This window comes from Nocardia sp. NPDC023733, assembly GCF_040639775.1.
Taxonomy (GTDB): Bacteria; Actinomycetota; Actinomycetes; order Mycobacteriales; family Mycobacteriaceae; genus Nocardia; species Nocardia rosealba.
Genome location: NZ_JBFAAN010000001.1, coordinates 1,982,662 through 2,009,635, shown reverse-complemented (window position 1 = coordinate 2,009,635; position 26,974 = coordinate 1,982,662). Strand labels below are relative to the sequence as shown.

Below are 26,974 nucleotides of genomic sequence, written 5' to 3'. Positions count from 1 at the left end.
AAGTGGTTCGCCACGCCCAGCCGTCGGCCCCCGACGATTCGGCGTGGCGGAATGCGTGACGCCCGCCGGGCGTTCCACCCACACGCGATGTCGGCAATACCCACGGGTAACATGACATCGACTTTTTCCAGCCGGTTTTCAACCGAAGTGAGGCAGTAGATGACAGAGCGGATTCAGGTCGGCGGGCTCCAGGTGGCGAGCGTTCTCCACGATTTCATCGAGAACGAGGCGCTTCCCGGTACCGGCGTAGATTCCGCCGCGTTCTGGGCAGGCGCCGAACAGGTCATCAACGACCTCGCGCCGCGCAACCGTGCCCTGCTGGCCGAACGCGACGAGATCCAGGGCAAGCTCGACGCCTGGCACGGCGAGAACCCCGGCGCCGGCTACGACAAGGCCGCCTACAAGAAGTTCCTCGCCGAGATCGGGTACCTGCGCCCCGAGCCCGCGCCGTTCCAGATCGGCACCGGCAACGTCGACGCCGAGATCGCCACCACCGCAGGCCCGCAGCTGGTGGTGCCGGTGATGAACGCGCGTTTCGCGATCAACGCCGCCAACGCGCGCTGGGGTTCGCTCTACGACGCGCTCTACGGCACCGACGCCATCTCCGAGGCCAACGGCGCCGAGAAGGGCACCGGTTACAACCGCGTGCGCGGCGACAAGGTCATCGAGTGGGGCCGTAACTTCCTCGACGACGCCGTCACCCTCATCACCGGTTCGCACATCGGTTCGTCGTACTACAAGATCGTCGACGGTGAGCTCGAGGTCGGACTGGAAGACGGCACCGACATCGGCCTGGCCGACCCCTCGCAGCTGGTGGGCTACCTCGGTGACCCCGAGGCGCCGACCTCGGTGCTGCTCAAGCACAACGGCCTGCACATCGAGATCCAGATCGATCCGAACTCGCCCATCGGTTCCACCGACTCCGCGGGCGTCAAGGACATCGTGCTCGAGTCCGCGCTCACCACGATCATGGACTTCGAGGACTCGGTCGCCGCGGTCGACGCCGACGACAAGGTCGTCTGCTACCGCAACTGGCTCGGCCTGATGAAGGGCGACCTGGCCGAAGAGGTCACCAAGAACGGCAAGACCTTCACCCGCACCATGAACCCCGACCGCGTGTTCACCGCGCTCGACGGTTCCGAGCTGGTGCTGCACGGTCGCTCGCTGCTGTTCGTGCGCAACGTCGGCCACCTGATGACCTCCGACGCCATCATCGACGCCGAGGGCAACGAGGTGCCCGAGGGCATCATGGACGGCCTGATCACCTCGCTGATCGCCGTGCACTCCCTCAACGGCACCGCCGAGCTGGCCAACACCCGCACCGGCTCGGTCTACATCGTGAAGCCGAAGATGCACGGCCCCGACGAGGCCGCGTTCACCAACGAGCTGTTCGGCCGCATCGAGGACGTCCTCGGTCTGACCCGCAACACCCTCAAGGTCGGCATCATGGACGAGGAGCGCCGCACCACGGTCAACCTCGCCGCGTCGATCGAGGCCGCCAAGGACCGCGTGGTGTTCATCAACACCGGCTTCCTCGACCGCACCGGCGACGAGATCCACACCTCCATGGAGGCCGGGCCGATGGTCCGCAAGGCCGAGATGAAGACCCAGACCTGGATCACCTCCTACGAGGACTGGAACGTCGACACCGGCCTGGCCAAGGGCCTGCCCGGCAAGGCCCAGATCGGCAAGGGCATGTGGGCCATGCCCGACCTGATGGCAGGCATGCTCGAGCAGAAGATCGGCCACCCCAAGGCAGGCGCCAACACCGCATGGGTGCCCTCGCCGACCGCCGCCACCCTGCACGCCACCCACTACCACCAGGTGGACGTGTTCAAGCGCCAGTCCGAGATCGCCAAGGGCGGCCCCCGCGCCACCGTCGACCAGATCCTCGAGATCCCGCTGGCCCAGTCCACCGACTGGTCCGACGAGGAGAAGCGCCAGGAGCTCGACAACAACTCCCAGGGCATCCTGGGCTACGTCGTGCGCTGGATCGACCACGGCGTCGGCTGCTCCAAGGTGCCCGACATCAACGACATCGGCCTGATGGAAGACCGTGCCACCCTGCGCATCTCGAGCCAGCTGGTCGCCAACTGGCTGCGCCACGGCATCGTCTCCGAAGCCGACGTGATCGCCAGCCTCGAGCGGATGGCCCCCGTGGTCGACCGCCAGAACGCCGGCGACCCGAACTACCGCCCGATGGCGCCGAACTTCGACGCCTCGATCGCGTTCCAGGCCGCCAAGGAACTGGTCCTGGAAGGCACCAAGCAGCCCAACGGCTACACCGAGCCGATCCTGCACCGTCGCCGTCGTGAGTTCAAGGCTGCGCAGAAGTAGTGTGTGTCGCGTGATCGAAAAGTAGCTCGTAGCAGTACTTTTCGCTTGCGGCCCCGCATCGGAGACATCCGATGCGGGGCCGCTGTCGTCACTGGACTGGTAATCAGGAAGAGTGACGATGCGACTGGGCCGGGAGGTCAGGTCAGGTTCTGGGAATAGAACGAGGCGAGTTTGTCGAAGGGGATGAGTTCGGTGCGGTCGTAGAGGTCGACATGTCCGGCGCCGGGCACGATCACCAGTTCCTTGCGGTCCCCGGCGAGATGGTATGCCTCTTCGCTGAATTCGCGGGAGTGGGCGTTCTCGCCGGTGATGAACAGCATCGGGCGTGGGGAGATGGTCTCGATTTCGTTGAACGGGTAGAAGTTCATGAATTTGGTGTTGCTCGACAGGGTCGGGTGGGTGGTGGTGTCGGCGGTGGCGCCCTCGGGGGTGACCGCGCCGCGCTGGGTGCGGTAGAAGTCGTAGAACTCGCGCTCGACCGGGGTGGAGTTCGCGGTCAGTTCGTGCACGGTACCGCCGGTGTATTCGACCGGCCCGCCCCGGAATTCGACGTCGCGCTGGGCGGCGGCCTGGGCGATGATCTGCTGACGCTGTTCGGGAGTGACGGAGCGGCCCAGCCCGTTTCGGTTGGCCGCGCCCATGTCGTACATGCTGACGGTGGCGACGGCCTTGATGCGAGGGTCGATCTTCGCGGCGGAGATGACGAAGCTGCCGCTGCCGCAAATGCCAAGGGCGCCGATGCGTTCGGGGTCGACGGTGGTTTGGGTTCGCAGGTAGTCGACTCCGGCGGAGAAGGTTTCGGTGTAGATGTCGGGGGCGACGGCGTTGCGCGGGTTGCCGCCGCTGCCGCCCCAGAACGCGGTGTCCAGGGCGAGGGTGACGAAGCCTTGTTCGGCCATCTTGGTGGCGTAGAGATTGGCCGATTGTTCCTTGACTGCGCCCATGGGATGCCCGACGACCATGGCGGCGGCGCGGGTATCCGGGGTGAGATTCTTCGGGACGAACAGGTTTCCGGAGACGTCCATCTGGTATTGGTTCTTGAACGTCACGGGGGTCATGGTGACCTGGTCGCTGGTGTAGAAGTTGTCCGCACCGTGAGACAGGTCCCCGGCGTCCAGGCCAGCGATGGGAGTGACCGGCGCGGCTGCGGTGGTGGTGTCGGCGCCGGAGCAGGCCGAGGCCGCCAGCACAGCGAGAGTGGCGATACCGGCTCCGGTGATGCGGGCCAAGCGGTGGGGATCGGTCGTCGTGTTCATGGTGGTGCTCCTGGTGTGGTGTTCGGAGAGGTCAGAGGGTGAGCAGAGTTTTGATGGCGCGGCGTTCGTCCATGGCTCGGTAGCCTTCGGCGGCCTGGTCGAGGGGCAGGATGAGGTCGAAGGCCTTGCCGGGGTCGATGCTGCGGTTCCAGATGCGGTCGATGAGGTCGGGCAGGAACCGGCGAACCGGTGCGGGTCCACCGAGGAGGTGGACTTCGGCGAAGAACAGCTGGTCGGCGGGCAGAGTGACACCGTCGTGGGCGACGCCGACGTACCCGACGTGCCCGCCGGGGCGGGTGGAGTTGATGGCCTGCATCATCGATTCCTGGGTGCCGACGGCTTCGATGACGCCATGGGCGCCGAGCCCGTTCGTGAGGTCCTTGATCGCGGCGACGCCTTCCTCGCCGCGGGTTTCGACGATGTCGGTGGCGCCGAATTCGCGGGCGAGGGCTTGACGGTCGGTGTGGCGGGACATGGCGATGATGCGTTCGGCGCCGAGTTCTCTCGCGGCGAGCACACCCATCAACCCGACGGCACCGTCACCGACGACGGCGATCGTCTTGCCGGGTCCGGCCGCTGCGGCGTCGGCGGCGAACCAGCCGGTGCCGAGCACGTCGGAGGCGGCCAGCAGCGACGGGACCAACGCGGGCTCGGGCATCCCCGGCGTCGCGACGAGAGTGCCGTCGGCATAGGGGATTCGCGCGAGTTCGGATTGGGTGCCGATCGCTCCGGCGACGAAAGAGCCATGCACGCAACGTGATTGGAAGCCGGAGCGGCAGATCTCGCAAGTGTTGTCGGAGATGCAGAACGAGCCGACGACGAAGTCCCCGACCTTCAGGGTGTGCACGTCGGCGCCGATTTCTTCGACAACGCCGACGTATTCGTGGCCCATGAGGGTGTGCTCGACTGGTTCGATGCCTCGGTAGGGCCACAGGTCCGAGCCGCAAATGCAGGTGGCGGTGAGTCGGATGATCGCGTCGGTTGGCTCGACGATCTTCGGGTCTTCACGCTCGACGACGCGCACATCGCCGGGGGCGAACATGACTACTCCACGCATGGGATGTCCTCTCGGTTTTGGATCAGCGGGCGGTAGGGGTTTCGGTGGTGCCGGGGCAGATGGCGTTGATGCGGATACCGCGTGGGGCGTATTCCATTGCGGCTGAACGAGTCAGGTCGATGACGCCGTGGTTGGCCGCGCGTCCAGGTAGTCCGACCAGCCCGCCGAGTGAGGAGCAGTGCACGATCACTCCGGAGCCCTGTTCACGCATCTGGGCGAATTGGCGAGTCCTTTCGGGTCGGTGGTCAGGCGGCGGTGATGGTGAGGGTGGTCCCGGCGGATTCGGCGGTGATCGCTGCCAGGTCGGTCTCGATCTCGCCGATCATCACGATCCCGGGCGAGGGAATGCGGAAGCCGTCTTCGAAGTAGTAGACGGCCAGGTCGTGGCTGGGTGCCCAGTAGCCGAGTTGTCCTGCGCGGTAATCGGATCGGCCTCGTCCGTCGGCGAGTTCGCGGGGCAGAGTGGCGGCCTTCTCCCGGCCGCCGAGGTCGTGGACGGTCAGGGTCAGCGGCAGCAGGGACGCGAAGTCGCGGGCGGTGGGATTGTCGTAGAGGCGGGCGGTGACCTCGCCGGCCGCGTTGCTGAGCCGGATCTGCATATAGGTGTCCTCCTGTGCCGGTGACGTCGTTGTCTGCTCGGTGGTCGAAGTGCTCGGTGCCGGTGCGGATGGGGCGGCGGTGCAGGCCGCGACCGTCACCGCCGCCGTGGTGGTGGTGGTCAGCGCGATCAGGGTGGCGAGCGCTCGCGCGCGGGTTCTCCGTTGGGGTCTGTTCGAGCTGGCCATGGCTCTCAGCTCACTCCGGTCAGGACGGGCTCGGGCCGGTGGCCGGGTCGCGTCGGTGTGTTGTCGTCCTCCCTGCGGCGGCGGGTGCAGGCAAGGACCGCGATCGGAATCAGGGCGGTGGCGGAGAGGAAGGCGCCGAGCACGGCGGGTCCGGTGAGGCCGAGCGCGGTGGACAAGGTGGTCGCGGCCAGCGCGGACCCGGCGGCGGTGCCGAGGTTGAACGCCGCGGTGGCCAGCGATGAGGCCAGCCGCGAACCCGCCCCGGCGAAACGCATGGTCTGGGCGATCAGGACCGGGTTCGCGCCCAGGCCCGTGGCGCCGAGCACGACGACTACGGCGACGACGATCGTCGAATGGGCGGCGGTGGCGGCGAGGACGAGCAGCAGGATCGAGGTGGCCGTGATCGCGATGGCGATGGTGCCCAATGGCCACCGGTCACCGACCCGGCCACCTAGGGCGGTTCCGGCGAGAGCGCCGATGCCGAACCCGACCAGGACCAAAGGGATGAGCGTGCTCGGTATTGCGGCGCGGTCGGTCAGCAGCGGGCTGATGAAGCTGTAGGCGCCCAGGAACCCGGCTTGGGCCAGAGTGATCGCGGCCAGTACCGCCCACACGCGCCACGGCCGGACCGCGGTCATTTCGGCACGCGCCGACACCGGGTTTTCATCGCTGCTGACCGAGGGTGGGGTGAAGCGCAGCACGGCGGCGATGGCGGGTACTGCCAGGGCGGCCAGTATCCAGAACGGGCCGCGCCAGCCGGTGAACTGTCCGGCGAAGGTACCCAGCGGCACGCCCGCGACAACAGCCAGGCTCAACCCGCCCGACATCACCGCCAGCGCCCGAGCGCTCGCACCCGGCCCGGCGATCGCCGCCGCGACCACAGCACCGGTCGCCCAGAACGTGCCGGTCGCCAGCGCCGTCACCACCCGCGAGACCGTGACGACGGTGAACGAGTCACTCAACGCGGCCACTACGTGCCCGGCGGCGAAGACCGCCAGCGCACCGATCAGAGTGGCCCGAGCGGGAAGCCGTAGCGTGGCCATCGCCATCACCGGCGGGCCCAGGATCATGCCGATCGCGAATGCGGTCACCAACAGTCCTGCTCGGGCGATGTCGACACCGAGGTCGGCGGCCACATCCGGCAGGAGACCGGCGATCATGAACTCGGTCGTGCCCATCAGGAAGATCCCGGCGGCCAGCACATACACCAGTACCGGCAATCGAGTCTCGGGCCGGTCGATCCGCGACGTGCTCATCTCACCTCATCGATGTCGAAGGAATCGCTGGAGCTGGTGGCTCCGCAATCCATGCAACGCCCTGAACAGGGGTTGTGGGAGGTGAGGATCAGGGGGGTGCTGGCAGCACCCCTCTTGGCGGCACCTGGCAAACACGCAGGCAGGCGGCCTAGCCTCGAACCCATGGAGTCGAGCCACCGAGCCGCCGAGATCGGCCAGTTCCTGGCCTCACGCCGCGCCAAGATCACCCCCGACCAGGTCGGGCTGCCGGTCTACGACGCCGCCAAACGCCGCGTCCCGGGCCTTCGCCGCCAAGAGGTCGCCACCCTGGCCGGACTCTCGGTCGACTACTACACCCAGATCGAACGCGGCAAGGTCAACAGCGTCTCCGAATCGGTCATCGACGCCATCGCCCGCGCCCTCGAACTCGACGACGCCGAACGCTCACATCTGTTCGACCTGCACCGCAACGCCCTGATCAGCCCACAACGACGCCCCCGCCGCGCCGCCAAAGCGGTTCGGCCCGGCGTGCAGGCCCTGCTCGACAGCTATCACGGGCCCGCGTTCGTCCGCAACGCCCGCCACGACCTCGTCGCGGCCAACCGGCTCGGCTACGCCTTCTACAGCCCGCTCTACCCCGACCCTCTCGCACCCGAGGTCGCCAAACCGGTGAACTTCGTCCGGTTCTGCTTCCTGGACCCCCGCGCCCACGACTTCTACCCCGACTGGGACCACATGGCCGACAGCTCGGTCAACCTGCTGCGCACCGACGCCGGACGCGACCCCTACGACCGTGGCATCTCCGACCTGGTCGGCGAACTGTCCACCCGCAGCGAGGAATTCCGCACCCGCTGGGCCAAACACAATGTGCGCCTGCACTACACCGGAACCAAGAACTTCCACCACCCCGTCGTCGGCGACATCGCCATCGACTACGAAACCATGCCCCTGCCCGCCGACCCCGGCCTGGTCCTCACCTTCTACACCGTGCAACCAGCCACCCCCTCAGCCGACGCGATGGCACTACTCGGCGCATGGGCCGCCACCAACATCCACCCACCAGCACACACGGACCCAGCCCTCAACGTGGGTGACTAGGAATACCAGCGCTGCGCAGGTCGAGGCGGTGGCAGGGTCGTGGCGATACCGATCCGTGCTGGAATCCGGTGTCGCCCCGGTTTCCCTGCCATTTGTCTGCTGACGGTTCGACCGGGCCGCCGGTTCGAGATCTGCAGTAGTGAAGTGCTTTCTCTGCACGTCGATCCAGACCTGCATCTCAGCGGGACATCTTCGCATCGCAGGTCAGTCATCCCGTGATCCTCGTACGGAACGGGACCTCCTGCCGAACGGGCATCGCGACATGGGACTAAACGCCACCTGATGTTGAAACAGGTTGTGCCAGTAGCTGATTCACTAGACATGGCGGCGGCGGGTCACGTGCAGGCGCCATCCGACATGTAGTCGCATTCGGCAGGCACGCTGCTGTTGTCGCGCCGGTGGCCGCGTTGGGCGTCGCGGTCGAAGATGCCCAAGATTTCGCACGGGCCGCCCTCGGCGCCGATGGCGTGCGGGAGCATGGTGGGGAACTCGGCGGCCTGGTTCGTCTCGACGCGGAAGCGTCGGTGGCCCAACATGAGGATCGCGGTACCGGACAGGACGACGAGCCACTCCCGGCCGGGGTGTGCGCGCATGCGTGCGGGGTTGTCCGGTGGCGGTTCGGTCATCCGCTGGCGCACGACGCTCATGCCGGGCTCGCCCTTCATCGGCCAGCGCATCAGCCCGTGCGCCGCGTCGATCATCGGGCTGACGACGACATCGTCGGCGGCGGTCTCCACCAGCTGGTCCAGGGATGTGTCCAGAGCGCGAGCGAGAGTGACCAGCTGATCGAGCGCGAGGCGGCGTTGACCGTTCTCGATGCGCGAGAGGGTGGACTGACTGACATGAGCACGGGTTGCCAGCTCCTCCAGGGACCAGCCTTGTGCCACGCGTAGGGCTCGGATGCGTTTGCGTACGAGGCTGTCCAACTCGCCATCTGTTTGCGTCATAGGCAAGATTGTATGCCAGTGATGCAAGACGGGGTTATGGTCGCCGACAGGTGTCCAGAACGGCTGGGCTACTCACGAAGGGCTATGAGGATATGGCTGAGCCGATTCCCGTGTACGCGACCGACACACTGCCCGACGAGACCGTCGACGTCGTGGTGATCGGCGGGGGAGCTGCGGGTTTGAACGGTGCGCTGATGCTCGCCCGTTCCCGCCGCTCGGTTGTCGTGATCGACAGCGGCAGTCCCCGCAACGCGCCCGCCGAGGCCGTACGTGGCTTCATCGGGCTGGATGGCATGCCGCCCACCGAACTTCTCGAGCGGGGCCGGGAACAGGTCCGCGACTACGGTGGCCGGGTCGTCGTCGGTGCGGTGACCTCCGCCGAGCCTGCGGACTCATCGGTCGAGGGAGACCTGCGTTTCACCGTCACTCTCGTTGACGGCCGCACCCTGACAGCACGCCGTGTGCTGGTGGCCACCGGTCTGCGCGATGTGTTGCCCGATGTGCCCGGCTTGGCGCGGCATTGGGGGCACGCTGTGGTGCACTGCCCGTATTGCCACGGTTGGGAGGTGCGCGATGAGCCGATCGGTGTCCTCGCCAGCGGCCACAATTCGATCCACCACGCGTTGCTGTTCCGTCAGTTGACCGACGATTTGATCTATTTCGCTAGCGGCACCGAGGTGGATGAGGACACCCGCGCGCGTTTCGCCGCCCGAGGCATCCGCGTCATCGACACCCAGGTGGACCAGATCGTTGCTGCCGAGGACGGCACGCTCGCGGGTGTGCGTTTGGCCGACGGACAGCTCATCGCTCGCCGTGTCCTCGCGGTCGCCACGTACATGCAGGCTCGTACCGAGGGGCTGGATGGGCTGAGGCTGCCGATGGAAGACCTGCCCGACAACATGGGTCGCCGCTTTGCCTCCGGCATGGCGGGCACCACCGAGGTGCCAGGCGTGTGGGTCGCCGGCAACGCCACGGACCTGAGCGCCCAGGTGGGTGCCTCGGCCGCAGCCGGCGCCCTTGCCGGCGCCCATATCAACGCCCTCTTGGCCGCTGCCGATACCGACGCGGCGCTGGCCGCAGCGCAGGGCGAAAACACCACCCCCTGATGCCCGAACCCGCGCTGGCCCTCTGCCCGCACTGAGCAGCGCGCGTAGTCGCCGGGCCTCCCACCTCCGTTCACTCAACGACCGGCCATGCTCCGGCGCTGATTCTCCATGCCCATTTTCGAGAGGAATCCATGACCAACCAGCTTTCACAGGTGGCGGCCGCCGACGGCGGCGGGGGTGTTCCGGATGCGCGTGAGCTGCGCACGATCCTGATCGCCGTCTCGATCGCGCTGATGGCCGTCATCGCTTCGGTTTCCGGTCTGAACGTCGCCCAGACTCATATGGCCGTCGAGTTCAGCGCCTCCCAGAACGCAGTGCTGTGGATCATCAATATCTACACACTCGCCTTGGCCGCGCTACTGCTGCCGCTGGGTGCTATCGGTGATCGCCTGGGCCGCAAGCCCATGCTGCTTACCGGGCTGGTCATCTTCGGCACCTCGAATGTCGCGGCGGCGCTGGCCCCGTCGGTTGCGGTCATGCTGTCGGCACGGGTGGCAAGCGGCATCGGCGCGGCGATGATCATGCCCATCACTCTTGCTGTCATCACCTCCACCTTCCCCGAAGAGCAGCGCGGAAAGGCGATCGGTGTGTGGACAGGTGTCGCCGGCGGCGGCGGTATCCTCGGCATGTTCCTCTCCGCCCTCCTCATCGACGTCGCGGACTGGCGCTGGCTGTTCGCCCTGCCCGTGGTCCTGGTCGTCGTAGCCCTGGCCATGACGCTGAAGTCGGTTCCCAACTCCCGCGAGCGGGCCGCTCACTCCTTCGACATCGTCGGCGCGTTGGTATCGACCGTCGCGGTGGTCGGGCTCATCTTCGTCCTGCAGGAGGGACCGGAGCGCGGCTGGACCGCGCCCGCGATACTGATCAGCCTTATTGTCGGTTTCCTCGCCACCGTCGGTTTCGTGGGCTGGGAGCTGCACCGCCGGGACGCATCGCTGCTGGACGTGCGACTGTTCCGTGAGCCCGGCTTGGCCGGCGGCTCACTCACGCTGTTGGTGGTCTTCGGTGTGCAGGCGGGTATCGGGGTGGTCCTGTTCCCGTTCTTCCAGGCCGTGCTCGGCTGGTCGGGACTGTTGTCCACGGTGGCGATGATGCCGATGGCCGTGATGATGATGGCGACCTCCGGACTCGCTCCACTGCTGGCCGCACGTATCGGCGCCCGAGCGACTATGGCCACAGGCATTCTGCTGACCGGCGCCGGTCTTGCGCTTCTGGCCGCGATCGTCTCCGTCGACGGTGGCTACCTGTCCGTCCTGCCCGGCATGGTCGCCATGGGCATCGGTATGGGGCTGTCGATGACACCCTCCACCGAAGCGATCACCAGCTCCCTGCCATGCGAGAAGCAGGGCGTCGCTTCCGCACTCAACGATGTCACCCGAGAGTTCGGCACCGCACTCGGTGTCGCCCTGCTCGGCGCGCTCGTCGCGACCGGCTACCGCAACACCATCGGCAACAAGCTCGACGGCATCCCGCAAGACACCGCCGACACCGCGCGCGAAGGCATCGCCAACGCCATCGAGACAGCGGACAGCGCAGGCTCGCACGCACAAGACCTGGTCCACGCCGCCCAGCAGTCCTTCGTCGCAGGTTGGCAGCAGGCCATGTGGGCAAGCGTCGCCGTCATGGGCGTTCTGTTCGTCTACGTCGCCCTCCGCGGCCCGAAGAGCCAGGATCCCGCGAGGGAAGACGACGCCGAGATGGTCGAGCCCGTCGCCACCCGATAGCGGCGGTGGGTGCGCGAACGTCGCTGATCAGATCAGGAATCGCGCACCCACAGCGTGGTGCCGATCGAATAGCTGCCCCAGACGGCCTGAATATCGAATCCGGTGGACTCTTCGAGAATGGCCTTCGACGTCTGTGGAGGCACGCTGTTTGGTCATCGACGACAACAGGTAGATCACGATAAGTCGAGGTCATCGAACCCTGTGTTGGAATGGGCTCAGCCGACCGCTCATGTGAGTAGCTCGGATTCGGGGGAGGACAACTGGTCTGCAGGTGCCGAGGAATGGAAGTACTCGATGAACACCACTCGCCGAACCCGGCACTGGACGAACACCGCCACACTCGAGCAGCCCGACCCGACTCGACTCCTTCTCGCCGAGTTCGAGCCCTACGGCCGGGCCTCGATCCTGCATGTGCGCGGCATCGTCGACGCTTACACACTCACCCGGTGGCAGTGGGTGCTGGAATCGGCGCTCGGCACGACCGCGATGGATGGCGGCCGGCACCTGATCATCGACCTCACCAAGGTCGATTTCCTCTCCCTTCGCACGATCTTCACGCTGGCAGAACTGGCCCGGCAAGGCTGTCGGCGTGGTGTAGCGATCAGCGTGGTCGAGGCGAGACCGTACGCGGTGACGGGTCGAGTCATGGCGGTCACCGGCTTGGCCGAAATGCTACCGGTGTACCCCGACCTGCTCGGTGCGTTGACTGCGGCTCATTCCGATCTTCTGTTGGCGGGAGCCGAAGCCGTCATCGGCGCCGTGGGCGAGTCCAGTGACGCCTAGGGCAAATATCTTTGACGCCGCCTTCGTTCGGCGGACTCGGTCCGCTGCGACGGTGATCGGAGGGCTTCGCGCACAAGTGCCGACTCATCCCATGTGGTGCCGGTAGGTGGAGTAATCGATGTACCCCTTGTCGCCGCCGGTGTAATACGTGGCTTCGTCGGCCTCATCGAGGGGCAGGTCGGCCCGCAGGCGCTCGACCAGGTCGGGGTTGGCCAGGAACGCCCGTCCGAAGCTGATCAGGTCTGCACCGAGGTCGAGCCAGTGGTCGGCTGCCTTGCGGTCGGTAGGGGTGGCGCCCATGGGGTTCGAGGGGTTGACGATCATGGTGCCGGGCCATTCTCGGCGGAGCCCGACCAGGACCTCCTCGTCGGTAGTTGCCTCCAGGTGCACGTAAGCCAGGTCGTTTCGGGCGAGCTCGGCCAGGAGCGCGCTGTAAAGCTGGGGGACGTCTTCCTCGATCGCGTCCCAGATTCCCGCGCCGGGGCTGAGTCGAATGCCGACCCGGTTGCCGCCGATCGCGGCTACGGCGGCTTCGACCGCCTCGACGGCGAAGCGGATCCGGCCGGTGATCGAGCCGCCGTATCGGTCGGTTCGCTGGTTGGCGTTGCTGGAGAGGAATTGCCCGATCAGGTATCCGTTGGCGCCGTGCAACTCGACGCCGTCGAAACCTGCCTCGATCGCCCTGCTCGCCGCAGTCGCGTACGAGCGGGCCTCGGCAGCGACTTCGGCAGTCTCGAGCGCGCGGGGCACCGGAGCCGGTTGCGGGCCGGTCGGGGTGAAGACCATAGCGTCCCGCGCGGCGACAGCGGAGGGGCCGACCGGCTGGTGGCCGGTAGTGTCCGGGTGGCTGATGCGGCCACCGTGCATGATCTGCGCGTAGATTCGCCCGCCGTTGGCATGGATTGCCGAGGTGACGTGTCGCCAGGACTCGACCTGCTCGTCGGTGTGGAGCCCGGGTGTCGACGGGTTGGACTGGCCGATGATGCTGGGCTGGATGCCTTCGGAGATGATCAGCCCCGCGCTCGCACGCTGTGCGTAGTACGTGGCCATCGACGCTGTCGCCAAACCGGCGGCGTTGGATCGCACGCGGGACATGGGTGCCATCGCGATCCGGTTCGGAAGACGAAGTCCTGCAAGGTCATAGGGGTCGAACAGTGCTGTCTGGTTTGTCATGCCTCGACGGTAAGACCTACCATTGACGTCAGGGGCAAGGGTTTGCGATGGAGGTCACAGTGCGGATCGGTGAGCTGGCAGAACAAGCAGGTGTGAGTGTCCGCTCGCTGCGCTACTACGAGGAACAGGGACTGCTGGTCAGTTCGCGTAGTCCCAGTGGTCAACGGACCTATCGCGACGGTGCTGTGGAACGGGTCCGTTTGCTGCGGCGTCTGTATGCCGCGGGGCTGTCGAGCCGCACCATCGCCGAGCTGCTCCCGTGCGTCGATTCTCCCAGTGCGGAGCAGTCCGACGAGACCTGGGCGCGCTTGCTGGAGGAACGTGCACGCCTCGACGCACAGATCACGGAATTGCTCCAAGCGCGTGACGCCCTGGACGCGGTCGTCATGACCAACCGCCGCCATCGCGAGACATTGGTCGACTCGGTCGACGTCGGCTGACACGACCTCCGGTGTGCCGACCCCGAACCAGCAGTTCCCGTCGGATGGTTCGGATGCTTGGTGACGAGCAGGCGGTTACGCGGGATCCAGCTGGCGCTCCGCCGGCTCGGTACTACCGGCTACTGATCGTGTCGTTCAGTTCCCGGAACCGACGATGGCGGTAACTCGGATCTCCACGCGCATGGCGGACAGGCCGAGCACCGTCACTCCGGTCTCGGTCCAGATCGGCGCGCGACCGCCGAGGCGCTGACGGAACTGCTCGGCCATCACCCTGTTGTGATCGTCGCCGATGGCGTCGTTTCCGGGTTCGACCTTGTGGTAGGAGTTGACGTGGATGACGTCCTTCCAGGTGGCGCCGACCGTGGCGAGCGTGCGTTCCACGTTGTCGAAGGCCTGGACGATCTCGTCTTCGAGTGCGTCGGGGATCACCAGGTCGTCATCCACTCCCGCCTGGCCGGATGTCTCGACCCGGTCGCCGACGCGAACCGCACTGCTGTAGCCGAGTGCTTGGTGCAGCTTCTCGCCGGAGCCCGGAGTGATGCCGAAACTGACAGTGCTCATGATGCTCATTCCTGTGGAGGGAGTTCCCCGATGTATGACTTCACGCATAAACTAACCGCAGGGCGTTAATATTTCAAACTTGAAGTCATTTGGAGATGTGTATGAGCGACGACGAGAACGACGGAGAAGGCCGCTGGCTCGACGAGCAGGAGAAGGCTGCGTGGACCGGATTGATCTCCCTGGTGCTGCTGCTGCCGGGCAAGCTGGAGTCGCCGCTGCGGGCGGAGCACGACCTCACACTGTTCGAATACCTCGTGCTCAGTCACCTCTCCGAGGCGCCGGAACGCAAGCTGCGCATGGGGGAACTGGCTGTCCTCGCCAGTGGATCGCTCTCGCGCCTGTCCAACGTCACCAAGCGCTGTGAGCAGCGCGGGTGGATCGTCCGAACACCCGACCCGACCGACGGCCGCTACACCCTCGCCGAACTCACCGACTTCGGCTTCGACGTCGTGCGTCTGGCAGCACCTACACACCTGCAGTCGGTGCGCCGCATCGTCCTCGACTCGCTCAACGCGGCAGACCAAAAAGCCCTCGCCCGCATCGCGCACAAGCTGCGCATCGTTCCAGACGGCCTCGGCTGACGGTTGTTCCGGCTGTCGGAACCGTCGCGAGGTACGCGCGGCCTGACACCAGAGGGCGTCCCGACTACGGGGCGCCCTCCCTGTCCATCGCCCCGCGCAACCTCCCGAGCAACCGCTCGAACTCCGCGAGCTGGGCGGGTTCGTACTCGGCCAGGATCGCGTCCTGCTCGGTATTGACCGAGTGGAAGAACTCCTCGGCCAGCCGTCGCGCGTGCTCGCTGCACCGCAGTGTCACGACCCGCCGATCGGTGTGCTCGCGGCTGCGGGTGATGTATCCGGCCTGTTCCAGTCGGTTCAACAGAGTCGTCATCGCGCCCGACGTCAGCGTGACCCGCTTGCTCAACAGCGCGGGCGACAGCGGCTCGGCGGCCTGTTCGGCGGCCGCGATCTCCATCAGTGCGAAGGCGTCGGTGGAGTGCACGCCGAGGGTTTCGGCGAACCGTCGGCCCAGCTCGGTGAAGCTCGCGCCGTAGTCGAGGAGGCCCGCGGCGAGCCGCTGCCGTCGCATCGCGACATCGGATGTCTGCTCCACCATCTCGTCCTCTCGTCGACCGCTCGATTGACAACTTACCGCCCAACATTTACCTTCATCATAAAGTAACTTTATGGCGGAGGTATAGTGCGGACAGAAACCGAGACTCCATCACTGCGCCTGTGGTTGGGGTTGATCGCCGTCTCGCTCGGCGTCGCCCTGATCGTGGTCGACCTGACGATCGTGAACGTGATCCTGGCGCCGATCGTCGACGACTTGGGGATCACCTCGATCCAGGCCCAGTGGATCCAGGAGTCGTACGCGATCGTTTTCGCGGCACTGCTCTTGGTCGCCGGTCGACTGAGTGATCTCTACGGCGCGCGCAAGTTGTTCCTGATCGGGTTGGTCGTGTTCGGCGCCACCAGTCTGCTCGCCGCGCTCGCCCCGAACGGCGCCCTGCTGATCGCGGCCCGCTTCCTCCAGGGCGTCGGCGGGGCGATGATCCTGCCGACCTCCCTCGCCCTGGTGAACGCGGCGTTCACCGGCAAGGCTCGCGGGCAGGCCTTCGCGATCTGGGGATCCACGATCGGCGCGGCCGCGGCGGTAGGCCCGTTGCTCGGGGGGTGGCTCGCCGACTTCTCGTGGCGCTGGGCCTTCGGCATCAACATCCCCGCGGTCGCGCTGATCATGGTCGCCGTGCTGGTCTACCTGCCCGCCGCCGCGACCACCACCGGTCGTGTCGATTGGCTCGGGGCCGCCCAGTCCGCACTCGGCCTCGGCCTGCTCTCCTTCGCCACGATCGAGGGGCGACGCTACGGCTGGCTGATGGTGACCGAACCGATGCAGGTCGGTGAATTCGTTTGGCGCAGTGGGCCTTCGCCGGTTCTCGTTGCGTTCATCGCCGCCGCACTCGCGCTCGGGTTGTTCTGGCGCAGACAGGCGATGCTCGGCCGCGCCGGTGGCGATCCCCTGGTGGATGTGCGGTTGTTCTCCATCGATTCGTTCCGCAAGGGCAATGTGGTGACGCTGATCGTGGGGCTCGGCGAGTTCGGGATCATCGCGGTGCTGCCCCTGTGGATGCAGTTCGCCCTCGACTACACCGCGTTCCAGGCCGGACTCGCGTTGGTGCCGTTGGCGATCGGCAGTTTCGTCGCCAGTGGTGCGAGTTTCTCACTGACAGCGTCGGTTTCGGCCTTGGGGCAGGTGCGGATCGGTCTGCTCCTCGAAGCGCTCGGCTTGGCGATGCTCGGTGTGTTCGCCGCGGCGGACAGCAGTTGGTGGTCGATCGCGCTCGCCCTGTTCGTCTACGGCGTCGGCGTCGGCTTCGCGACCGCCCAGGTCACCAATGTGGTGCTCGCCGACGTGCCCGGCGAAAGCGCGGGACAGGGCTCGGGAATTCAGAGCGCCGCACGCGAACTCGGATCGGCACTCGGCATCGCCGTCCTCACCACACTGTATTTCAGCACCCTCGGCGCCGACCTGGGCGACCGCCTGACCGACGAGGGGATGCCCGAACCCGAGGTCGACCAGCTGTCGTCCACCGTCACCGACAGCGCGGGCTCGGTGATTCCAGCCCTCGCCGAGAACCCCGAGACGCTCCCCGTCGCGGAAGCAGCTCGTGCGGCCATGGCGGCAGGGATCGAAGTGGCGAGCTACCTGTGCGCCGGGCTTCTCGTTCTCGCCCTGGCGACAACCGCCTTCGTCAAACCCGCGAAACTAGCGGCGACACAATAGTTCCCACACGGCATGGCGGCCACGGGGTCTCCCGTGGCCGCCATGCTGCATCCGTCACCTGTCGACGAGTAGGTTCTCGAGCCGGAGCACTTCGTCAGCCCATCGAAAGTGGTCATGACTCGAATCCTCATATCCGAGAAGAGGAGTCGACACACTTCGAGGGTGCAAGATCTGCACGGATGTTCGTCGGATGACCGTTCCGGCGACTTTCGGGTCTGTCGGAGGTGTTGACCGATCCGGCCATAGTGGATATTTTGTATCCACTATGAGAATGGGTAAGGGAGTCGAGGCCGCCCTTCACTGCTGCTTGGTGCTGCACTGGCTCGACGGCGCGCCCGTGACGTCTTCTCGGCTCGCCGAATTCTTCGGTCTGCCACCGGCATACCTGCAGAAGACCCTGCGAAGCCTGGTGTCGGACGGGATCGTCGAGGCGGTTCGTGGTCAGGCCGGCGGATTCACGCTCGCACGGTCCGCGTCGTCGATCACTCTCATGGATGTCGTAGCGGCTGTCGAGGGGCGCGAGCCCGCGTTTCGCTGCGAGGAAATTCGTCTCGACGGCCGGTCCGGCACAATCGGTCCCCGTTCAGGACGGTGCGCCATCGCGCGCGCCATGTCTCGCGCTGAGCTGTCGTACCGGTCCGCCCTGGCCGAGCAGACCATCGGCGACCTAGCCGAAGAAACTGGGCCGGACGTGCGAGACCGCACCATCGACGCGCTGACCTGAGTTAGTTCTGAAATCCCGAAATGGTTTGAAGCATACGATCATCGAAAGATTGTGGACAATGGATATCGACAATTCGAGGCGATGGTGGCCCCGGCTGTTACCTTTGCTGGCCGCGACGATCGCGGTGGGCACCGACACCTGGGTCGTCGCCGGATTCCTGCCCGCACTGGCCGCCGACATGGGCGTGTCCACCGCTACGGCCGGCCTGTCCGTGACAGTTTTCGCCGCGTCATACGCACTCGGCGCGCCGGTCCTGGCGGCGGTGACGAGTTCGGTCCGGCCGCGTGTGGTGATCGCGGTCGCCTTGTTGATCCTCGCCCTGGCCAATGTCGTCTGTGCCGTGAGTACGGGGTTCGCGCTGTTTCTGGCGGGGAGGATCCTCGCCGCTCTTGCGGCCTCGGTCGTCACCCCCGCCGCAGGTGTGCTCGCCGCGCGTGTCGCCGATGAACGACACCGTGGACGCGCGCTTGCCCTGGTGATCGCGGGGCTGACCATCGCGACCGCTCTCGGTGTGCCGGTCGGTCATGTGCTGGCGGCCACCACGAGCTGGCGGGGCGCGCTGTTCGCGATCGCGGGACTGGCCCTCGTCGCAGCGATCTTGATTCACACCACGGCGCCGAACCCACCCGCGGGGTCACCTCACCGCATCGCGGACCGACTGGTCCCGCTGACGGAACCGCGCGCCTTGTCCATTCTCGCCCTGACCGTGCTGGGTATGGCTGCTGCGTATGTTCCGTACGCCTACATTGTGAAGCTGTCCCCGGACGGGCACAGCGGATGGTTCGTCGCGATCCTCACCGCTTACGGCGTCGGGGCCGTCGTCGGATCGCTGGCCAGCGGGAGCCTGACAGACATACTCGGCCCCACCCGCACCCTCACCATCGCCTACGCACTCATGGCGGCAGCCTTCCTGGCGCTGGCCGTCGGTCCACCGGCGATAGTGGTGGTCCTCGCCGCCGCGATCTGGGGTGCCGCCAGTTGGGCGCAGACGCCACCGCAGCAGCACCGCCTGCTCGATGCGATGCCGACGATCGGTTCTGTCGCCATCGGAACGAACGCCTCAGCGCTGTACGTGGGAATCGCCCTGGGCAACAGCCTCGGCGCGCTCCTCTTCGATGCAGGCATCGCAGTCATGTGTCTGATTGCCGCGGCAGGGGCTCTGGCGGCCCTGTTGTGGAACAGGACGATGTCGCCAACGGCCCGTCACGCGGAGGTTGCCCGATGACAGGACAGAGCTCGGCGGGCCTCCATTTCACCCGCGCGAGAGCGGAACGGCTCGTACGGCCCCTCGAAATCCGTGCGCGCGACGGCCTATAGCTCGACTGGTCGGAGATCCTGGATTCGGCGAGTCCCGAGACGGCGTGGAGCGGAATACCCGCGTGTAGTCATGACTGAACTGTGCCGTCGTCTGACGGCAATTCGCGAAAAGCCCTGGTACTGAAAACTATTGGAAGTCAGGTGTTGTTGCCCGACGGTGGTGAATGGTGCGGGAGCAGCGATCGGCAGGCGGTGGCGACCAGGATTCCGGCTGCGATGGCGACCAGGATCATCCCGGTGAGGCCGATCTGCCCGGCCGCGGCGGCACCGCCGTTCTGCCCGAAGTTGACCGCTCCCTGCAGGCCGACCGCGCCGGGCACGATCAGCCAGAGCACTGGCGCGAATCCGGCGTAGAACGGTGGAGCCTTGGGTAGGCGCCGTAGCGACATCGACGCCAGGACGCTGGCCGCGCCCGCCGAGAAGCCGCCGATGATCGGACCCGCCCACTGGGTGGTCACGAACTGCGTCGTGAAGGTGACGTACGCGATCAACATCAGATAGGGCAGCGTCCGCAACGACGCGCACTGTGTCAGCAGACATCCGACCGAGAAGACCGCGACGCCGAGCCATGGACCCCAGTCCAGCGACATGTGGGGTGAGATCGGTGCGGTAGCAGGCACCAGAACGCTGGCGGCGTAGGCACCGAATGCCATCAGCAGCAGCCGTTGTACCGCGACAGCCATGCGCGAGGTGCCCGCGATCGCGTCGCCGGTGGACAGGTCGAGCACCGCGAAAGTCATGGCCGCGACAGGCAGCAACGACACCAGCGGCGGAACGATCGCCGGGGTCGGTGATTCGCCGACGTGCGGCGCCACGAGATTCATGACCACGCCGACGAGGAACGCCGCGAGCGCGGGAAACACCGCCGCGGCCATCCGGCGGCTGCTCACGAGGATCCCGAGCGCGCCGATCACCGCCGACATCACGGCATAAACCGGAATAGCCCACAGTGTCGGCTCGAGCAGCAACCCGAAACCCACGCCGAACAACGCGTGCCCCACCAAGACCGCCGCGAGGTGATAGCGCGGCTGCATCGTGGAGATGGCGTGCAGTCGATCGAGCGCGTCGGTGGGACCGCATCGACCCCCGGTGACATCGTCGAGCAGATGTTGCAGGTCGGCCAATTGGTCGAGCCGGAACGAACCGCTCCCGGCGACCGTCCCCTGGGCCAGCGCGACGTTCATCGTGCCGTCGGGGTGCTGAATGAACACCCCGGTCGGCAACGCGAGAATGGTCACCTCGACGCCGAACGCCGCCGCGACCACCTGCATCCGCTCGGTGACATACGACGTCGGAACGCCGGTGTTGCACAGGGCGACAGTCGCCTCGCGCACGAAGGTCATCGCCGAGAGGTCGCTGCGGTCGAGCTTGTCGCCGGTCATCGGCCGTCTTCGGGTCGCTGTCGATTCACCGGTGAGCCTCCCAAGATCGCGGTTCCTGGCACGATAGCGGTTCGGCGGCGGGTTCGGTGCGATGGTGTGCACCACCGCTGGCCTGCAACGAGGACTCGCCAGCCGTGACAACCGTTGCGCCCATGGTGGGTTCCCGATAGTGTTCGCTCGAGCGTTGCCCGATGGGGAAGGCCGCTCTGTTCCGAGTTCGCGAGCTCAGCGCACGGCCATCGAAATTCTGCTTCTGTCAGTCGAACGGAAGGGCGTCGCCATGAATTCTCCCGGTAAATCACCCAGCGAATCGTCGAGTTCGGGCGCCGTCGGTATCAAGAACGCGCGCGTGTTCGACGGGGTGTCCCACAAACTTTCGGCGCCGACAACGGTGGTGACTGCCGACGGGAAGATCGCCGCGATCGGCAAGGACGCCGAGATCCCCGCCGACGCGAAGGTGATCGACGCCGACGGGCGCACCCTCACACCGGGATTCATCGACGCCCACTGCCACTTGATGCTGCAGCCCGACCCCCTCGACCAACTCACCACGGATGCGTTCTACCACGCCTATCGCGGCGCCGAGATCGCGAAACTGTACCTGTCGCGGGGCTTCACCACCGTGCGCGACACCGGCGGCAACACCTTCTCGCTCAAACGCGCCATCGACGAAGGCCGGGTGCAGGGACCGCGTATCTACCCGTCGGGCCCGCTCATCTCGCAGACCTCCGGTCACGCTGACTTCACCCCGATGAACGAACCCTGTGCGCTGCTCGGCGGCAACCGGGATCAGATGCAGGACATCGGGCACCTTCTCGTGGTCAACGGTGTGCAGGAGATGCTGGTGGCCGTGCGCTATGTGCTCGGCCGCGGTGCCTCGCAGGTCAAAATCGCGGTCGGTGGCGGGTGTGCCTCCGAGCGTGATCCCTTGGACGTCGTCGAGTTCAATCCCGACGAGATCGAGGCCGCGGTCATGGCCGCCGCGAACTGGAACACCTACGTCTTGACCCACGTCTACAACCCCACCGGCATCCGCCGCGCCGTCGAAGCGGGCGTGAAGACGATCGAGCACGCCAACCTGATCGACGAGCCCACCCTCGCGCTGATGAAAGAGAAGAACGTCTGGCTCAGCCCGCAGGTCAGCGTCTACGTCGTCGACCCACACGGCTTCCCGCCCGCGCAGATGGAGAAGTTCGCGCAGGCAAGGGCCGGGTTGGACGAGATGTTCGAGCTGACGAAGAAGCTCGACTTCGCCGACATCGCGTTCGGCACCGACATCATCACCAACCCCCAGGCGATCGCCGATATCGGCGACGAGTTCGTCCACCGGACCAAGTGGTTCACCAATGGTGAGGTTCTCGCCCAGGCCACCGGCAACAACGGTCGGATGCTCGCCCTGGCGGGCCCACGCAATCCCTATCCCGCGCCGCTCGGCGTCATCGAGGAGGGTGCGTGGGCCGACCTGCTGCTCATCGACGGCGACCCCGTGGCTGATATCAGGGTGCTCACCGATCCAGAGAAGAACCTGGTGATCATCATGAAGGACGGCAAGCTGGTCAAGGACCTGCTCTCAGTGGACTGACGGCACCGCCGTCGCGATATCGGTGACGGTATCGCCGTGGATCACGTGACGTAAGTGCCGATCCGGTGCGGTGAGGACCGCGATATCGCGCACCGGGTCGGCATCCAACACGCTGGGGGCACCCCCTGCCGAAGGCTGGGGGACGTCAGCAACCGACGACAACGCCGCAATTGTGCGTGCCATACCCCGCGACCTGCCGCATGATCCAAACGACGGCCTTAGGCGGAGCCGGTCACCGCGGGGTAGTCCGTATATCCCGCGGCGTCACCCGCGAAGTACGTGTCGCGGTTGCCGGCGGCGAGAGGGTGGCCGTGCGTGAATCGATCGACGAGGTCTGGATTGGCGATGAAGGGGGCCCCGAAGGAAACCGCCTCGGCCAGCTGCCGTTCGAGCAGCTCGTTGCCGCTCGCTTGCGTAAAGCCGAGGTTGGCGATGACGGCGCCGCGGTAGTGGGCGCGGTAGCGGGTGAATGCGGTGAGGGTGTCGGTTCCTGTGTCGGGTTCCGGGCCGAGGAGGTGGAGGTAGGCCAGGTTGCTGTCGTTGAGGTGCTCGAGGAGCTGGTCGTACTCGTCCAGCGTCTCGGCGTCCGCTGTGAAGGCGGGCCCGTGATTCCAGTAGGGCGAGAGTTTGATTCCGATGCGGTCGCTGTCCCACACGCTGGTGACGGCGTCGACGATGTCGAGGAGGAATTGGGCCCGCTTCTCGCTGCTGCCGCCGTAGGCGTCGGTGCGCTGGTTGAGCCGTGGGTTGAGGAACTGGGCCACGAGGTGGGACACCTGCGCGTGGATCTCCAGGCCGTCGAATCCGGCGCGCAGGGCGTTGGCGGCTGCCTGCCGGTAGGTGCGGATCGTGGTGGCGATCTCTGCGGCGCTCAGAGCGCGTGGGGTGAGTGAGTCCTTCGGACCGTCGGGGGTGAAGGACATCTCGTGGGGATTGATTGCCGACGGGCCGGCGGGGAGCCTGCCACCGTGGTGATCCGGGTGGGAGGCGGCGCCGGCGTGACCGAGTTGCGAGACGATCCTGCCTCCCGCGGAGTGCACGGCTTCGGTGACCTCGGCCCAGCCGGCGGTCTGGGCGTCGGTGTAGATGCCTGGGACGTTGATGAAGCCGATCGCGTCCGTGCTGACCCAGATCCCTTCGCTGATGATCAGGCCGGCGCCGGCGCGCTGCGCGTAGTAGGTGGCGTGCAGGGCGGTAGGGGCCAGTTCCTCGTTGCTGGCCCGAGCGCGTGTCATGGGAGCCATGACGACGCGGTTGGGCAGCTCGAGCGCGCCCAGTTGAACAGGCTGCAGGAGGGGCTGGGTGGGTACTGAGGTCAGGGCGGACATGAGGATCTCTTTCGTGATGGAAGGTGCTCCTCGTGGGCTCGAGGAGCATCAGCGGGTTGGGGGATCAGTCCTGCTGGAGGGCGTGGAGGGCGGACAGGGGGCCGCCGAGCTGGATGAGGCGTCCTCCCTCGCGCAGCGTTCCGAGGTCGACGGGGGCGAAGCCGAACTCGGAGGTCAGGTTTCTCACGGTGCTCTTGGCATCGGCGTCGTCGCCGGCGAGGAACAGCACCTGCCGCCCTGCCTCGTGGCGGGGATCGGGTGCGATGAACTGCGCGTAGAGGGCGTTGAACGCCTTGACCACGCGTGCGCCGGGAAGCAGGGAGGCTACGTATTCGCTCCCGGTGAGGTCGCCCAGATCGGCGATCTCCGGGGTCGGGGACAGGGAGGCGAACTGGTTGGTGGTGTCGATGACGACGGTCTTGTCCAGGCGGGGGAGCCCGGCGACGGCGTCAGGGATCTGCGGCCAGGGAACCGCGAGCACGACGAGGTCCGCGACGGCGGCCTCCGCAGGGGTTGCGGCCGTCGCGAGCGCGCCGAGGTCCTTGACCAGCGGGGCCAGGGAGGCAGGTCCTCGGCTGTTGCTGAGCACGACCTCGTGGCCGTGACGGATCGCATGCCGGGCGATGGCCTGGGCGACTTCTCCAGCTCCGAGCATTCCGATCTTCATCGTCCCGCCCCCTGTCCGGAGCCGGCCGCCCGCAGTGTGGTGAGCAGGACGGTCCCGCTCTTGGCGGGGCGACGGGCGTGCTCGACGGCCGCGTTGAAGTCGGCGAGATCGTAGCTGGCGGCGACTTCGAGCAGGTCCGGCCTGCGCTGCGCCAGATCCTGGGCGAAGGCGACATCCTCAGCCCGCTCCCTGGGGGTGTGGCTCGTCCAGCCTTCTCCACCGCGCGGTACAGCATGCGCACCGTCAGCGGGTTGACCAGCATCAGGGCTGCGGTCTCGTCGCTGACCCTGTGCCGCGTCCCCTTGCCGCGTGTGCTCCACGGTGCGCATAGGCGCCTCCATCTCTCCTTTAATGATGGTCATCATTAAAAATAATGATGAGGGGTAACCTTGAAAAGGTCAAACACTGCCGACACAGGAGGGCGGCCATGCCGCGGATCACCAGGGAAGACAAGGCCAGGAACCGGCAGAACATCGTCGAGGCGGCCGGGCGCATGTTCCGCTCGCAGGGCATCGATGCCGTAGGGATCGCCGAACTGATGAAGGAAGCGGGCCTGACCCACGGCGGCTTCTACAACCATTTCGCGTCCAAAGGGGACCTGGCCGCCGAGGCATGCAGTGCCTCGTTCCAAGCCTCGCTGTGCTCCCTGGACCACATCCTCGGGGAAGGCGACGATCTCACCGGCCCACCGCTGAAGCGAGTGGTGGACAACTATCTTTCGGCCGCCCACCGCGACGCCCTGGACGGCGGCTGTCCCTCCGCCTCCCTGGTCACCGACGCCGGACGGCACAGCGACACGGTCCAGAGCGCCTACGCAACCGGCGTGGAGGGGTACCTCACCGGATTCGCCGAGGAGTTCGCCCGCGAGCACGAAGGGGAGATCACCTCACAGGAGGCGCGGGAGCGCGCGGTGCTGCTGCTCAGCCGACTCGTAGGGGCGATGGCTCTCGCCCGCGCAGTGAGCCACGTCCAGCCCGAACTGTCCGACGAGATTCTGCGGACCTGTCGCGCCCACGCTCTCGACTGACGGCTTCGCGTCGTCAGCCCTGCGTACGAATTCCAGCTTCGGGTCAGCCTGGTTGATCGGAGGCGTACCGGGCGAGTGCGGTCTCAACCGCCTGCTCGACGGCGTAGCGGATGTCAGAGGCTGAGGGGTCCCAGTCGGTCAGCAGCATGCGGGGCCACAGGACGTAGTTGGCGATCATCCCGAGGAACTGGTTGGCGGCGCTCTCGGCGTCCGGGACGTAGGCGTTACCGGCCTCGTGCTCCGACTCGAGGTAGTGCTGGACCGAGGTGAAGTAGGGCAGCTTGCCGAGCTGGAACTGCATCCGCCCCAGTTCGGGGAAGCGGGGCAGCTCGGCGATGACGATGCGGAACAGGGCTGTCATGCCGGGCCGGCCGATCAGGTCGGCGTAGCGATGGCCGATGGAGGTCAGGCCGGAACGCAGGTCTCCGGCCTGAGGCGGTGCGACGGCGCCTCCGGCGTCGCGCTGCCAGGACTCGGTGACGATGGCCTCGAAAAGGGCTGCCTTGGTGGGGAACTGCTTGAACAGGGTGGACTTCGAGACTGCCGCCCCTTCGGCAATGCGGGCGAGGGAAGTGCCGTCGTAACCGCGGTTGAGGAAAAGGTCCGTGGCTGCGGAGATGATCGCCTCACGCTTTTGCTGGGCGAGGCGGCGGTGATGTGTGGAGAGCTCTGCTGCCATGCGTGCAGTATGCCCTAACGCCGAGGCGAGTCACTTGACTCACCTCCTTTGGTCTGCCTACAGTCGATGAAAGGCGAGTCACTCGACTCGTATCTGATTGCGGCGCCCGCCGTCTCTCGGGTGCCGTGCAATGAGGGAGCAACTGATGACAGTCGACAGGATCGCTTTGGTGACCGGTGCGAACCGTGGCCTGGGTCGGAGTACGGCTCTTGCCCTGGCGGCGCGCGGAGTGCGGGTCGTGGTCACCCATCGCGGTGATGCGGCCGGGGCCGAGGAGACGGCGCAGCAAGTGCACGCTGCCGGCGGGACTGCCGCTGTCATGCGTCTCGACATCAGCGACGTCTCCTCTTTCGGAGTCTTCACCTCCGAGTTGAGCGGACTGCTCGAGCGGTGGGGGGTTTCGCGGCTCGATATCGTGGTCAACAACGCGGGGGTGGGTGTCTTCGGCCCGCTGGAAGCGGTCGCGGCCGACGACTTCGACACGGTGTTCGGCACGAACGTGCGTGGCACGTTCTTCCTAATCCAATCGCTTGTGCCGTTGCTGGCGCAGGATGCCCGCGTCATCAACGTCTCGTCGTCGTTGACTCGCCACACCAGTCCCGCGACCTCGGTCTACTCCGCCTCGAAGGCCGCCGTCGAGGCCCTGAGCCGCACTCTGGCCGCAGAACTCGGCCCCCGCGGCATCCGAGTCAACTCCATTGCCCCGGGGCCGACCGCCACCGACTTCAACGGTGGTGCCATGCGCGATGACGCCCAGATGCGCCAGGGTCTCGCCGGGCAGACCGCCCTCGGCCGCGTCGGCGAACCCGAGGAGATCGGCGACGCCATCGCCACGCTGGCGTCGGAGGGCCTGCGCTGGATGACCGCCCAGCGCATCGAGGTCTCCGGCGGCGCCCTCCTCTGATCGACCGGGCGAGCCTGTCCCCGGCCGCGCCGGATTCATTCCGCCCGGTCTCGTCCTCGTCCAGCTCTGGGGCAT

27 protein-coding genes and 1 pseudogene are annotated in these 26,974 nt (G+C 66.6%); 13 read left to right on the top strand and 15 right to left on the bottom strand.

Annotated elements, in window-relative coordinates; translation table 11 throughout:
* Positions 1-159: 159 nt before the first annotated feature.
* Entirely contained in the window at positions 160-2,337 is a 2,178-nt protein-coding gene (locus tag AB0F86_RS09300) for a malate synthase G (RefSeq protein WP_356983163.1), read from the top strand.
* Between the two features lie 137 nt (positions 2,338-2,474).
* Here the strand turns inward: AB0F86_RS09300 and AB0F86_RS09295 are convergent, their stop codons facing one another.
* From AB0F86_RS09295 to AB0F86_RS09275, 5 genes and pseudogenes are all read right to left on the bottom strand, one after another.
* Positions 2,475-3,593 carry an alpha/beta hydrolase gene (locus AB0F86_RS09295; protein ID WP_356983161.1) on the bottom strand — a complete coding sequence of 373 codons (1,119 nt, stop codon included), beginning with the start codon at positions 3,591-3,593 and terminating at the stop codon, positions 2,475-2,477.
* Between the two features lie 31 nt (positions 3,594-3,624).
* On the bottom strand, positions 3,625-4,650 hold the full coding sequence (locus AB0F86_RS09290; protein ID WP_356983159.1) for a zinc-dependent alcohol dehydrogenase family protein: 1,026 nt from the start codon (positions 4,648-4,650) through the stop codon (positions 3,625-3,627).
* Between the two features lie 22 nt (positions 4,651-4,672).
* Positions 4,673-4,864: pseudogene (locus AB0F86_RS09285) on the bottom strand (SDR family NAD(P)-dependent oxidoreductase); the annotation flags it as partial.
* Positions 4,865-4,895: 31 nt separating this feature from the next.
* Entirely contained in the window at positions 4,896-5,435 is a 540-nt protein-coding gene (locus AB0F86_RS09280) for a cyclophilin-like fold protein (RefSeq protein ID WP_356983158.1), read from the bottom strand.
* A 5-nt stretch (positions 5,436-5,440) separates the two neighbouring features.
* Positions 5,441-6,691, bottom strand: coding sequence for an MFS transporter (locus AB0F86_RS09275; RefSeq protein ID WP_356983156.1), 1,251 nt, complete (start codon positions 6,689-6,691; stop codon positions 5,441-5,443).
* 162 nt (positions 6,692-6,853) lie between these two features.
* Between AB0F86_RS09275 and AB0F86_RS09270 the strand changes: the two genes are divergently transcribed.
* Complete coding sequence (locus tag AB0F86_RS09270; protein WP_356983154.1) at positions 6,854-7,768, top strand: helix-turn-helix transcriptional regulator; 915 nt, start codon at positions 6,854-6,856, stop codon at positions 7,766-7,768.
* A gap of 335 nt (positions 7,769-8,103) precedes the next feature.
* Here the strand turns inward: AB0F86_RS09270 and AB0F86_RS09265 are convergent, their stop codons facing one another.
* Entirely contained in the window at positions 8,104-8,715 is a 612-nt protein-coding gene (locus AB0F86_RS09265) for an XRE family transcriptional regulator (RefSeq protein WP_225279615.1), read from the bottom strand.
* A 92-nt stretch (positions 8,716-8,807) separates the two neighbouring features.
* Between AB0F86_RS09265 and AB0F86_RS09260 the strand changes: the two genes are divergently transcribed.
* The 3 genes from AB0F86_RS09260 (at position 8,808) to AB0F86_RS09250 (ending at position 12,328) form a co-directional block, all read left to right on the top strand.
* Positions 8,808-9,821, top strand: coding sequence for an NAD(P)/FAD-dependent oxidoreductase (locus tag AB0F86_RS09260; RefSeq protein ID WP_356983759.1), 1,014 nt, complete (start codon positions 8,808-8,810; stop codon positions 9,819-9,821).
* 131 nt (positions 9,822-9,952) lie between these two features.
* Positions 9,953-11,545, top strand: coding sequence for an MFS transporter (locus AB0F86_RS09255; protein ID WP_356983153.1), 1,593 nt, complete (start codon positions 9,953-9,955; stop codon positions 11,543-11,545).
* Positions 11,546-11,662: 117 nt separating this feature from the next.
* Positions 11,663-12,328 carry an STAS domain-containing protein gene (locus tag AB0F86_RS09250; protein ID WP_356983152.1) on the top strand — a complete coding sequence of 222 codons (666 nt, stop codon included), beginning with the start codon at positions 11,663-11,665 and terminating at the stop codon, positions 12,326-12,328.
* 84 nt (positions 12,329-12,412) lie between these two features.
* Here AB0F86_RS09250 and AB0F86_RS09245 read toward each other — a convergent pair whose 3' ends face one another.
* A complete protein-coding gene (locus tag AB0F86_RS09245) occupies positions 12,413-13,501 on the bottom strand; it encodes an alkene reductase (protein WP_356983150.1) in 1,089 nt (362 codons plus the stop codon).
* 47 nt (positions 13,502-13,548) lie between these two features.
* Between AB0F86_RS09245 and AB0F86_RS09240 the strand changes: the two genes are divergently transcribed.
* Positions 13,549-13,941, top strand: a complete 393-nt coding sequence (locus AB0F86_RS09240; protein WP_220139517.1) for a MerR family transcriptional regulator — start codon at positions 13,549-13,551, stop codon at positions 13,939-13,941.
* A gap of 135 nt (positions 13,942-14,076) precedes the next feature.
* Here AB0F86_RS09240 and AB0F86_RS09235 read toward each other — a convergent pair whose 3' ends face one another.
* Positions 14,077-14,502, bottom strand: coding sequence for a Rid family hydrolase (locus AB0F86_RS09235; protein ID WP_356983148.1), 426 nt, complete (start codon positions 14,500-14,502; stop codon positions 14,077-14,079).
* 101 nt (positions 14,503-14,603) lie between these two features.
* Between AB0F86_RS09235 and AB0F86_RS09230 the strand changes: the two genes are divergently transcribed.
* Complete coding sequence (locus AB0F86_RS09230; RefSeq protein WP_356983147.1) at positions 14,604-15,083, top strand: MarR family transcriptional regulator; 480 nt, start codon at positions 14,604-14,606, stop codon at positions 15,081-15,083.
* 64 nt (positions 15,084-15,147) lie between these two features.
* On the opposite strand, the gene AB0F86_RS09225 is transcribed toward AB0F86_RS09230, so the two are convergent.
* Positions 15,148-15,618 carry a MarR family transcriptional regulator gene (locus AB0F86_RS09225; protein WP_181698904.1) on the bottom strand — a complete coding sequence of 157 codons (471 nt, stop codon included), beginning with the start codon at positions 15,616-15,618 and terminating at the stop codon, positions 15,148-15,150.
* An 84-nt stretch (positions 15,619-15,702) separates the two neighbouring features.
* Here AB0F86_RS09225 and AB0F86_RS09220 point away from each other — a divergent pair, with 84 nt between their 5' ends.
* The 3 genes from AB0F86_RS09220 to AB0F86_RS09210 all read left to right on the top strand — a co-directional run bounded on the left by AB0F86_RS09220 (position 15,703) and on the right by AB0F86_RS09210 (position 19,238).
* Positions 15,703-17,289 (top strand): DHA2 family efflux MFS transporter permease subunit, encoded by a 1,587-nt coding sequence (locus tag AB0F86_RS09220; protein ID WP_356983145.1) that lies wholly within the window; start codon positions 15,703-15,705, stop codon positions 17,287-17,289.
* A 265-nt stretch (positions 17,290-17,554) separates the two neighbouring features.
* Complete coding sequence (locus tag AB0F86_RS09215; RefSeq protein WP_356983143.1) at positions 17,555-18,013, top strand: Rrf2 family transcriptional regulator; 459 nt, start codon at positions 17,555-17,557, stop codon at positions 18,011-18,013.
* A 58-nt stretch (positions 18,014-18,071) separates the two neighbouring features.
* Positions 18,072-19,238: an MFS transporter gene (locus tag AB0F86_RS09210; RefSeq protein ID WP_356983141.1), complete on the top strand. Its 1,167-nt coding sequence runs from the start codon at positions 18,072-18,074 to the stop codon at positions 19,236-19,238.
* A 229-nt stretch (positions 19,239-19,467) separates the two neighbouring features.
* On the opposite strand, the gene AB0F86_RS09205 is transcribed toward AB0F86_RS09210, so the two are convergent.
* Positions 19,468-20,712, bottom strand: a complete 1,245-nt coding sequence (locus tag AB0F86_RS09205) for a threonine/serine exporter family protein (RefSeq protein WP_356983140.1) — start codon at positions 20,710-20,712, stop codon at positions 19,468-19,470.
* Between the two features lie 280 nt (positions 20,713-20,992).
* Here AB0F86_RS09205 and AB0F86_RS09200 point away from each other — a divergent pair, with 280 nt between their 5' ends.
* Positions 20,993-22,294, top strand: a complete 1,302-nt coding sequence (locus AB0F86_RS09200) for an amidohydrolase family protein (RefSeq protein ID WP_356983139.1) — start codon at positions 20,993-20,995, stop codon at positions 22,292-22,294.
* On the opposite strand, the gene AB0F86_RS09195 is transcribed toward AB0F86_RS09200, so the two are convergent.
* From AB0F86_RS09195 to AB0F86_RS09180, 4 genes are all read right to left on the bottom strand, one after another.
* Positions 22,283-22,477: a hypothetical protein gene (locus AB0F86_RS09195; protein ID WP_356983138.1), complete on the bottom strand. Its 195-nt coding sequence runs from the start codon at positions 22,475-22,477 to the stop codon at positions 22,283-22,285. The genes AB0F86_RS09200 and AB0F86_RS09195 overlap by 12 nt on opposite strands.
* A 35-nt stretch (positions 22,478-22,512) precedes the next feature.
* Complete coding sequence (locus tag AB0F86_RS09190) at positions 22,513-23,622, bottom strand: alkene reductase (protein ID WP_356983137.1); 1,110 nt, start codon at positions 23,620-23,622, stop codon at positions 22,513-22,515.
* A gap of 64 nt (positions 23,623-23,686) precedes the next feature.
* A complete protein-coding gene (locus tag AB0F86_RS09185) occupies positions 23,687-24,289 on the bottom strand; it encodes an NAD(P)-binding domain-containing protein (protein WP_356983136.1) in 603 nt (200 codons plus the stop codon).
* Entirely contained in the window at positions 24,286-24,618 is a 333-nt protein-coding gene (locus AB0F86_RS09180) for a hypothetical protein (protein ID WP_356983134.1), read from the bottom strand. The genes AB0F86_RS09185 and AB0F86_RS09180 overlap by 4 nt, the downstream gene beginning before the upstream one ends.
* Positions 24,619-24,716: 98 nt before the next feature.
* Here AB0F86_RS09180 and AB0F86_RS09175 point away from each other — a divergent pair, with 98 nt between their 5' ends.
* Positions 24,717-25,316: a TetR/AcrR family transcriptional regulator gene (locus AB0F86_RS09175; RefSeq protein WP_356983132.1), complete on the top strand. Its 600-nt coding sequence runs from the start codon at positions 24,717-24,719 to the stop codon at positions 25,314-25,316.
* A 43-nt stretch (positions 25,317-25,359) separates the two neighbouring features.
* Here the strand turns inward: AB0F86_RS09175 and AB0F86_RS09170 are convergent, their stop codons facing one another.
* Entirely contained in the window at positions 25,360-25,995 is a 636-nt protein-coding gene (locus AB0F86_RS09170; protein WP_225279642.1) for a TetR/AcrR family transcriptional regulator, read from the bottom strand.
* Between the two features lie 145 nt (positions 25,996-26,140).
* Between AB0F86_RS09170 and AB0F86_RS09165 the strand changes: the two genes are divergently transcribed.
* The gene (locus AB0F86_RS09165; RefSeq protein WP_356983131.1) at positions 26,141-26,899 is read left to right on the top strand and encodes an SDR family oxidoreductase; all 759 of its coding nucleotides are present in this window, start codon (positions 26,141-26,143) and stop codon (positions 26,897-26,899) included.
* Positions 26,900-26,974: the final 75 nt, after the last annotated feature.